Raw genomic sequence first — 8,891 nt, 5'->3', positions numbered from 1 at the left:
GCCGTGTCCCCGGCCGGCGGCTGCGCCGAAGCCCGTGCGCGATCCGCTGCGCCCGGTAGGCGCCTGGTGGCGTCGCGGTCGGCCGTGCGCCGGTCCGGGCCAGCGTCGGCGCACGCGGGCCGGCGGTTGGCTGCGCGCCTGCCGCTTCCCATGCCGCCGGACTGAACGGACGACGGACGGACATTGCATTCGGCTCACGCAAGCTCTACGGTAGCTCCGCTGCTCCGGGGGTCACGTGACCTGTGACCCGATGCTGTAGATCGAAGATCCGCTACATCGTTGCTAGATCACTCCTTGTGAACAGCGCCACCGCCGCCCCGCGCGGCATTACATCCAGTTCGTTCCAAGGAGTTACACATGTCCCGTGAATCCGGCACCGTGAAGTGGTTCAACGACGCCAAGGGCTTCGGCTTCATCAGCCGCGAGAACGGCGAAGACGTCTTCGTCCACTTCCGCGCCATCCAGACCCAGGGCTTCAAGAGCCTCAAGGAAGGCCAGCGCGTCACCTTCACCGTGACGCAGGGCCAGAAGGGCCTGCAGGCCGAGGCCGTGCAGCCGGAGTAATCCTCCGCTGACCGTCCAGGTCGATTCGAGAAAGCCCGGCTCCGGCCGGGCTTTCTTTTTTCCGGAAGGCTGCGGCTCCGGAGCCCGCGGCGCGCGCCGGGCCTGCGCCAGCCGCGTCAGGCCCCGGCCGCTTCCCAGCCGGCCTCGGCCTGCGGCTCGCGCAGCCGTACGGCATTGCCGCCGCCGCGCTTGGCCGCGTACATGCCGTGGTCGGCCCGCGCGATCAGCTCTTCGGGCGTGGCCACCCCGCCCTCGTGCACGACGACCCCGATGCTCGCCGAGATCGCCAGCGGCACGCCGCCCAGCAGCAGCGGGGCCGCCAGGGCATGGCGGATCTTCTCGGCCACGCGGTGGGCCTGCCCGGCCGGCTCGCGCACGTTCTCCAGCACCACCACGAACTCGTCCCCGCCCAGCCGCGCGACGATGTCGGTCTTGCGCACCGTCGCGACCAGCCGGGCGGCGCATTCGCGCAGCAGGGCATCGCCGGCCTCGTGGCCATGGCTGTCGTTGACCTGCTTGAAGCGGTCGAGGTCGACGAACATGACCACCACGCCGCCCTGCTGGCGGCCGCTGCGCTCCAGGGTGCGCGGCAGGCGCTCCATCAGCCCGCGGCGGTTGGGCAGGCCGGTGAGCGGATCCTGGCGCGCCTGGTGCTCGAGTACGGCCATCAGGCGCTCGAGTTCGCGCGTGCGGGCGGCGACCTTCGCCTCCAGTTCCTCGTGCGCGGCCTGCAGTGCCTGCTCGGCCCGCTTGCGCGCGTCGATGTCCTCGACGACCAGGATGAAATGCACCGGGCGGCCGTCCGCCTCGCGCCGCAGCGACAGCGTCTGCTGCGCCCAGAACGCGCCGCCGCCGGTGCGCAGCAGGCGGCGTTCGAGCCGGCAGCTTTCGACCTCGCCGGCGCGCAGCGCGGCGAGCGCGGCCGCGTCGGCGGTGCGGTCGTCGGGGTGGACGACGTCGAACAGGCTTCCCTGTGCGGGCAGGCCTCCGTCGCCGTGGCCGAGCATCTGTGCGAGGCGACGGTTGCTGCGCAGCCAGCGGCCCTCGAGGTCGAGATGCGCCATGCCCACCGCGGTCTGCTCGAAGGCCAGCCGGAAGCGCTCCTCGCTGTCGGCCAGCGCGGCCGCGGCGGCTTCGCGCGCGGTCACGTCCTGCACCAGGGAGAGGATGGAGACGACCTCGCCGCGCGCATCGTACACGGCCGAGTCGAACCATTCGCAGACCAGTTCGCGGCCATCGCGCGTGCGCACCCGTTGCGTGTGCACCTGGCGTGCGGCCTCGCGGCGCAGCAGGCGGCCCATCCGTGCCTCGAGGGCGCCCGCGGCGGCGCTGTCGAACAGCGGCGCATGACGCGGGGTGCGTCCCTCCACTTCGTCCGCGCGCCAGCCGGTGAGCCCGGCGGCGCGGTGCGACCAGTAGCTCACCCGAAGCGCCGCGTCCCATTCGATGCTGGCCAGCGGCGAGTTGTCGGCATGCAGCCGCAGGCGCGCGAGCGCTGCGTCGAGCTCGGCGGTGCGCTCGGCGATGCGGGCCTCGAGTTCGTCGCGGTGGCGCATCAGCGCCTCGCGGGCGCGCAGCTGGCCGGTGACGTCGCGGGCGGTGGCGTAGAGGCGGCCATCGTCGAAGGCCGAGATCGTCCACTCGAACCAGCGCCAGCCACCGAAGCGCGAGCGCAGGCGCGCCCGCAGCACGTCGGCGCCGGTGGCGCAGGCCCGCAGCGCGGCCTGCAGCCGCTCGCGGTCGTCCTCATGGGCCAGCGCGGCCAGCGCCATGCCCTGCAGCTGCCGCGTCTCCCAGCCCAGCGACACGGTCCAGGCCGGATTGGCTTCGCACAGGCAGCCCTGCGCATCCAGCAGGGCGACCAGGTCCGGCGCGAGCTCGAAGAAGCGGTCGCGCTCGGCGCGTGCGCGCGCCAGCGCGTCCACGCCGCTGCACTGCAGCAGGACGCAGCGCTGGCCGTCGAGGTCCAAGGCGAGGATGTCGGCAGGCAGCGTCTGGCCCACGCCATCGTGGCGGGGCAGGGCGAGCGCCACCCGCTGCGGGCGGTCAACGGTGCCGTGCAGTGCCGCCTCGAGCAGCGGCCAGCCCGCGCTGCCGGTGAGATCGACGTCGCGGAGCGCCGTGGCGTCGGGCAGGCCCAGGAGGCTGCCGAACGCGGAATTGGCGCGCAGCAGGCGGCCGTCGGCCGCGACCAGCGCGACTGCGCCGGGGTCCACCGCGAACAGGCGGTCCAGCAGCGCGCCGGTGCCCGTCATCGGCGACGGGCCCCGTGGCCGGGGCCGCCGGCGGGGCGCTCAGGGGCGGCTGGAGCGGGTCGCATGGGCGGCATGACCGGCGCGGTGCGGAGGAGATCGCGTCCGCAGGGTGGCCTTACCGCCGCTGGAGATCAAGCCAGTGCGTCGTCCAGATCGACTTCCAGGTTGAGCAGCCGGTCGACCAGCGCGGTGACGTGCCGGAGCTGGCTCTCGACGACCGGGGCCGGCGGGCCGTTCGCGACGGGCACGCGGTTGCCGGGATCCGGCGTGCCGCGGCGCAACGGATCGAGCCCGGCGCGGATGTCGCAGGCCAGTGCCACGCGTAGCTCCTCCCGCTGGCGCAGGCGCTCGGCCTGGGCGCAGCTGGCCCGGTGGCGGTCGGTGATGTCGAAGTGCAGTCCAAGCGCGCCGGTCAGGCCGCCGGCTTCGTCGAGGATCGGGCTGGCATGGGCCATCACCACGCGCCGGCTGCCGTCGGGCCTCTCGACAAGCAACTGCCCGGCCTGCACCGCCGTTCGACCGGCCAGGGCGCGTGCGACCGGCGACGACGTGGCGGGCATCGGCAGGCCCGCCGGGGTGTAGACGCGCCAGGCACCGCAGTAGTGCGGAACATCGGCGCCCTGCAGGGGCGGCTTCCGGCCCCAGAGGGCGGCCGACCGCGGCGAGTAGTAGACCAGCCGTCCGTCGGGACGGTAGATGCTGGCGGCGGCGGGCAGCAGGTCGAGGATGCGGCAGTAGGCATCGAGAGCCGGCTGCTGCGGCTCCTCAGGCTCCTGCGTCGACATACGACCTCCAACGACGGCCACCCCGGCAGGGGCGCGAGGATTTGGCCGTGCCCGTGAAGCAGGCGTCAAAAAGACGGGGCGTTCAGCGCGTTGTCCTACCTGACTGGCCGGCGCTCCGATCGGCGGTCGTCGCGGCAGCGCCCGACGCGGGATGCCAGGGTTCGAGCTCGTGCCGGTCCAGGTGGCGCAGGGCGACCACGCGGTCGAGGAAGACGTCGATCCAGCCGGCCTTCTCCGGTGCTTCGAGCGCGGGCTGGTCCAGCCGCACGATCGCATTCGAACCTTCCCGGCCGTTGCGGTCGAAGAACTGCTGGATGCTGGGCTTGAAGGCGACGATGCCGCGCAGTTCGGTGCCGTCGTCGAGCGTGAGCGCGACGCGCGCGTCGTTGTCCAGCTCAAGGATGAGCGCCTGGATGCGGTCGATGTCTTCCTGACGGGTGTAGACGGCGTCTGCGATGCGCATGGGACCTCCTCCGGCACCGGATCATCGCCGCCGCGCCGCCACGCGGCGGTGAACGTTCACGCGGCGGCGCGGGGCAGGCGACGAGGATGGCCGCATCAAGCGGCAGGAGGGAGCCATGCGCGATCCGCGTACGACGTCGAGGCAGGGCCGGCGCGGCGGCGTGCTGCGCGGGTTCCTGCTGTTCCTGGCCGGCGCGTTGCTGGGCGCCAACGTCGTCTACTACCTGCTGCGCACGCGGCCCTGCGACGAGCCCGGCCGCGACGCCGCCCCGGTGGCGGCGCCCGCACCGGCTGTGGACACGAGGCCAGCGCCGCAGGCGAAACCCGCGCCGCCGGCCGCGCCCGTCGCCGTGCCGGCGCCCGGCGGCGCGATGGTCATCCCGGTCGCCGGTGTCACGCCCGCGCAGCTGGTCGACACCTACACCCAGGCCCGCGGAGCGGGCCGTTCGCATGACGCGATCGACATCATGGCCCCCGCCGGAACGCCGGTGCTCGCGGCGGTCGACGGCCGCGTGGTCAAGCTGTTCGACAGCGACGCCGGCGGCATCACGCTCTACCAGTTCGACGAGGCCGAGCGCTACGTCTACTACTACGCGCACCTGCAGGGCTATGCGCCGGGCATCGCCGAGGGGATGCGCCTGAAGCGTGGCGACGTGCTCGGCTACGTGGGCTCCACGGGCAATGCCGACCCGGCGGGGCCGCATCTGCACTTCGCCATCGCCCTGCTCGGGCCGGACAAGCGCTGGCACGGCGGTACGCCGATCAACCCCTATCCGCTGCTGGCCGGGCGGCCCGCGGCCGCCGCGGCTCCCGTTCCGCCGGGCTAGGGTCTGTTAACGCTATCGGCATGGGTCGCGCCCGTCCTGCCGCCGCCGCAGGCGGCGTCATCGCTCGGTCGCGTGCGGACGCACGCTTCCTCGCTCTTCCTTGCCTGCAACGCCGGCAGGGCGGGCGCGACCCATGCCGATAGCGTTAACAGGCCCTAATGCACCGTCTGCGGGCGGGCATCGAAGCGCCGCGCGTAGTCGCGCTCGCCGGCCACCTGTTCGACGAAGTCGTCGCTCACGTCGGGCGCGCCATACACCGCGTAGACCACCTCGCCCTCGCCGCGCAGGCCGACCTGGCGCAGGCGGTAGCGCGAGGTGCCGCCGCCGGTGTCCTCCGGGTAGTGCAGCGGCGGCTGCGGCCCATCCAGGTCCAGCTCGCTGTTGTCGACCACGCCTCCGACGAAAAGGGCTCGCAGCATGTCCGGTCCTCGCTCTGAACGTGCGTGCCAGACTGGGCCGCGGTGCGTTCGCGGGCGATGAAGCGGGCGTGGTGGAACCGGCAAGCGCCTACACTGGCGCACCCCGCGACGCACCCGGCCATGCACGGCGATCCCGCCCTCGACGCGCTGTTCCTGCCCTTCGACGACGGCCTGCTGCCGCCGCCGGCGGGCGGCGCCTTCCTTGGCGCGCGCGACGGTGCGGCCCTGCGCCGCTGGGTCATGCACGGGCTGGTGCTGGAGCAGGAGTTCCGCCCCACCGCCGCCGCGCTGGAGCGCGCGGGGCTGGCCTGCGTGGACGGCGAACTCCAGCCGCCCGCGCGGCACCTGGTGGTGCTGGTGCTGCCGCCGCGCCAGCGCGACCAGGCGCGCGCGCTGCTGGCCCGGGCCCTGCGCCTGGCAGAGGGGGGCGGCCGGGTCGTGGCCGCCGCGCCGAACAATGCCGGCGCGCGCTCGATGCAGGATGACCTCGAGGCCCTCGCGGGGCCGGTGTCGGTGCTGAGCAAGCACAAGTGCCGCGTCGTCTGGACCGCCCCGCTCGGCGCGGGCGTCGACGAAGCGCTGCGCGATGCGTGGATCCAACTGGATGCGCCGCGCCCCATCCTCGATGGCGGCGCGCTCAGCCGTCCGGGCCTGTTCGCCTGGGACCGCGTCGACCCCGCCTCCGCGCTGCTCGCCTCGCACCTTCCGGGTGACCTGGCCGGCCGGGCCGCCGATCTGGGCGCCGGCTGGGGCTACCTCGCCCGCGAGCTTCTCGCACGCAATCCGGGCATCCGCGTGCTCGATGCGTACGAGGCGCAGGCCCGCGCGCTTCCCGTGCTGCGCGCCAACCTCGCCGGCTTCGCGCCGGGCGTCGACCTGCGCCTGCACTGGCACGACGTCACCGAAGGCGTGGAAGGCGGCGTCGACGTCGTCGTCAGCAACCCGCCCTTCCATGCCGGCGACCGCGTCGACCGCCCCGAGCTGGGCCGGCGTTTCATCGAGGTTGCCGCCGCCGCGCTGAAGCCGGGCGGGCGCTTTTTCATGGTGGCCAACCGCCACCTGCCCTACGAGGCGACGCTGGCCGCGAACTTCCGCCAGCTGCGCATGCTCGACGACGCGCAGGGCTTCAAGGCCTTCGAGGCGACCCGATGAAATTGCTCCGTGCGATCGCCAACCTCGGCTACGGCTCGCGCCGGCAGGTGCAGCAGATGTTCCGCGACGGCCGCATCACCGATGCCGCGGGCGAGGTGCTCTACGCCGACGACGTGCGCGACCTGCGCGAGGTGCGCCTGGACGGCGAGCCGCTGGACCCGCCACCGGGCCTGGTGCTGATGCTGCACAAGCCGGTAGGCGTGACCTGCTCCACCAAGGATGCCGGGCGCCTGGTCTACGACCTGCTGCCGCCGCGCTTCCGCCTGCGCGATCCCGTCGTCTCCACCGTCGGCCGCCTGGACCGCGACACCAGCGGCCTGCTGCTCATGACCGACGACGGCGGGCTGCTGCACCGGATCATTTCCCCGAAGCACCACGTGCCCAAGGTCTACGAGGCGACGCTCGCGCGCGAGCTGCGCGGCGACGAGGCCGCGCTCTTCGCCAGCGGCACGCTGATGCTCGACTCCGAGACCACGCCGCTCGCGCCCGCCACGCTGGAGGTGGTCGACGCCCGCCACGCGCGGCTGACGATCACCGAAGGCCGCTACCACCAGGTGCGCCGCATGTTCGCCGCGGTCGGCAACCACGTGGAAGCGCTGCATCGCAGCCGCGTGGGCGGCCTGGGGCTGGGCGATCTCGAAGCCGGCCAGTGGCGCGCGCTGGACGAGGCCGAGGTCGCCATGATCTTCGCGGCTCCCGCCGGCCGTGCCTGAAGCCCGTCGAACGCGGCCCGTGCTCGCGGCGCCCGCGTTGCAGAACCGCGTTCCCCTGGCGCGCAGCGTGCGGCCGCGCCACCCGCCGCTTCAATCCACCTGCACGCCGCCATCCACCAGCAGGGCGCGCAACCCGTCGAGTGCGGGGCCGTAGCGCTTCCAGCGCTGCAGGTACTCGCGCGTCATCGACGAGCGCACCTGGGCGGCGCTGGCCGTGGGCACCGCACCTGCGGCCCGGTCGAAGCGAAGGCAGGCCTCGTCCCAGGGCAGGCCGCAGAAGTCGAGCACGCGGCGTGTCGTGCCGGCCTGGTCGTCCACCAGGTCCTCGTAGCGCAGCTCAAGGATGCGGCCCGGGAACAGCTCGATCCAGCGGCGCGCCAGGCGATCGAAGCGCAGGTAGTAGCGGCCGATGTCGAGCAGGTCGAAGGAGTAGGCATGGTAGGCCGACTCCGGTGCGAACAGCTGCCGGAAATTGCTCAGGCAGGTATCCATGGGATTGCGCCGCATCAGGATGATCGGGGCATCCGGCAGGGCGCGCGCGATGAAGCCGGCGAACAGGAAGTTGTGGGGCAGCTTGTCGACGAAGCGCGGCAGCGCGCCGGTCAGCGGGCGCGTGCTGCGCAGGTAGGCCTCGCCCAGGCCCGCCCAGTCGTCGAAACCGGCCGGGATGCACTCCACCATGCCCGCCAGCGACCGGCCGCGCTCGCCGCCGGCGCGGTGCAGCGCGGCGGGGAAATTGCCCAGCTCGCCGGCCGACTGCACCTGCGGATGCGCCGAGAGGATGCGGTCGACCAGCGTGGTGCCCGAGCGCGGCATGCCGAGCACGAAGATGGCCTCGTTGCCCGGATGCCCGGGCGTGCCGGCGGGTACCTGGTCGAAGCGGCGCTCGATCGCGTCGAACAGCGCCTGGTCCTGCGCCGGTGCGTAGCCGGACACGTCCCGCCAGGCGGCTTTGCCCCGGCGGTAGTGGACGAAGGCCTCCGCGTCGCGCCCGAGGTCCTCGAGCTCCTTGGCCATGGCCAGGTGCAGGTGCAGGCGCGCGTCCACGTCGCTGGCGGCGCGCTCGAGCAGTGACTGCAGCCGGGCGAGATGGTTCCGCTGCGGCGTCTGCCGGCGCAGCTGTGCCAGCGCGAGGTGGCCGCGCCAGTAGCCCGGGTCCAGCCTGACGCAGGCCTCGAACTCGCGTTCGGCCTCCTCCATTCGCCCGAAGTACAGGCAGCACGTCGCGAGGTTGAAGCGGTGGTTGGCGCTGTCCGGGGCCGCCGCCACCGCACGCCCGAAGGCATGGGCCGCCTGCTCGTGGGCATTGGCCTTGCTGTACACCACCCCCAGCGTGTCCCACAGGGCGGCGTCACCGGCATCCGCCGCCGCCGCGGCCTGGTCCGCGGCCGCCACGGCCTCGTCCATCCGGTGCGCCATCACCAGCGCCCGCGCGTACTGCGCGAGGGCGTCCGCCTCCGCGGGCCGGGCCTGGGCCGCGATGCGAAGGTGGGCGATCGCCAGCGGCACGCGTCCCAGCTGCAGGGCCGCTACGCCGCCGATGTGGTTCGGTGCCGGGTGGCCGGGCTGCTGCGCGTCGGCCTGCGCCGCCAGGCGATAGGCCTGGACCCAGTCGCCACGGTCGAGCGCGGCGGCGGCAAGCGCATGCAGGCGGGCGAAGGTGCTCATCGGCACGTAGCGCGCACGCCGCGCGATCGCGGACGGGTCGATGCGT

The 8,891-nt window shown here is 73.5% G+C and carries 9 protein-coding genes; 4 read left to right on the top strand and 5 right to left on the bottom strand.

Annotation, left to right across the window (positions count from 1 at the left end):
- Nucleotides 1-357: 357 nt before the first annotated feature.
- The gene (locus tag EYQ95_RS22395) at nucleotides 358-564 is read left to right on the top strand and encodes a cold-shock protein (protein WP_132330724.1); all 207 of its coding nucleotides are present in this window, start codon (nucleotides 358-360) and stop codon (nucleotides 562-564) included.
- A 116-nt stretch (nucleotides 565-680) separates the two neighbouring features.
- Here the strand turns inward: EYQ95_RS22395 and EYQ95_RS22390 are convergent, their stop codons facing one another.
- The 3 genes from EYQ95_RS22390 to EYQ95_RS22380 all read right to left on the bottom strand — a co-directional run bounded on the left by EYQ95_RS22390 (nucleotide 681) and on the right by EYQ95_RS22380 (nucleotide 4,067).
- Nucleotides 681-2,819, bottom strand: coding sequence for a bifunctional diguanylate cyclase/phosphodiesterase (locus EYQ95_RS22390; protein ID WP_132330722.1), 2,139 nt, complete (start codon nucleotides 2,817-2,819; stop codon nucleotides 681-683).
- A gap of 131 nt (nucleotides 2,820-2,950) precedes the next feature.
- Nucleotides 2,951-3,604 carry a PAS domain-containing protein gene (locus tag EYQ95_RS22385; RefSeq protein WP_165924825.1) on the bottom strand — a complete coding sequence of 218 codons (654 nt, stop codon included), beginning with the start codon at nucleotides 3,602-3,604 and terminating at the stop codon, nucleotides 2,951-2,953.
- 82 nt (nucleotides 3,605-3,686) lie between these two features.
- Entirely contained in the window at nucleotides 3,687-4,067 is a 381-nt protein-coding gene (locus tag EYQ95_RS22380) for a DUF3247 family protein (protein ID WP_132330717.1), read from the bottom strand.
- A 163-nt stretch (nucleotides 4,068-4,230) separates the two neighbouring features.
- Between EYQ95_RS22380 and EYQ95_RS22375 the strand changes: the two genes are divergently transcribed.
- Nucleotides 4,231-4,893, top strand: a complete 663-nt coding sequence (locus tag EYQ95_RS22375; protein ID WP_370451317.1) for a M23 family metallopeptidase — start codon at nucleotides 4,231-4,233, stop codon at nucleotides 4,891-4,893.
- A gap of 155 nt (nucleotides 4,894-5,048) precedes the next feature.
- Here the strand turns inward: EYQ95_RS22375 and EYQ95_RS22370 are convergent, their stop codons facing one another.
- Nucleotides 5,049-5,309 (bottom strand): hypothetical protein, encoded by a 261-nt coding sequence (locus EYQ95_RS22370; RefSeq protein WP_132330726.1) that lies wholly within the window; start codon nucleotides 5,307-5,309, stop codon nucleotides 5,049-5,051.
- A 123-nt stretch (nucleotides 5,310-5,432) separates the two neighbouring features.
- On the opposite strand from EYQ95_RS22370, the gene EYQ95_RS22365 reads away from it, so the two are divergent.
- The gene (locus EYQ95_RS22365) at nucleotides 5,433-6,464 is read left to right on the top strand and encodes a class I SAM-dependent methyltransferase (protein WP_132330715.1); all 1,032 of its coding nucleotides are present in this window, start codon (nucleotides 5,433-5,435) and stop codon (nucleotides 6,462-6,464) included.
- A complete protein-coding gene (locus tag EYQ95_RS22360; RefSeq protein WP_132330713.1) occupies nucleotides 6,461-7,177 on the top strand; it encodes a pseudouridine synthase in 717 nt (238 codons plus the stop codon). The genes EYQ95_RS22365 and EYQ95_RS22360 overlap by 4 nt, the downstream gene beginning before the upstream one ends.
- Before the next feature lie 90 nt (nucleotides 7,178-7,267).
- Here the strand turns inward: EYQ95_RS22360 and EYQ95_RS22355 are convergent, their stop codons facing one another.
- On the bottom strand, nucleotides 7,268-8,845 hold the full coding sequence (locus EYQ95_RS22355; protein WP_132330711.1) for a sulfotransferase: 1,578 nt from the start codon (nucleotides 8,843-8,845) through the stop codon (nucleotides 7,268-7,270).
- Nucleotides 8,846-8,891 lie beyond the last annotated feature (46 nt).

Source organism: Lysobacter sp. N42 (assembly GCF_004344885.1).
This window is presented reverse-complemented; position numbering and strand designations above follow the sequence as displayed.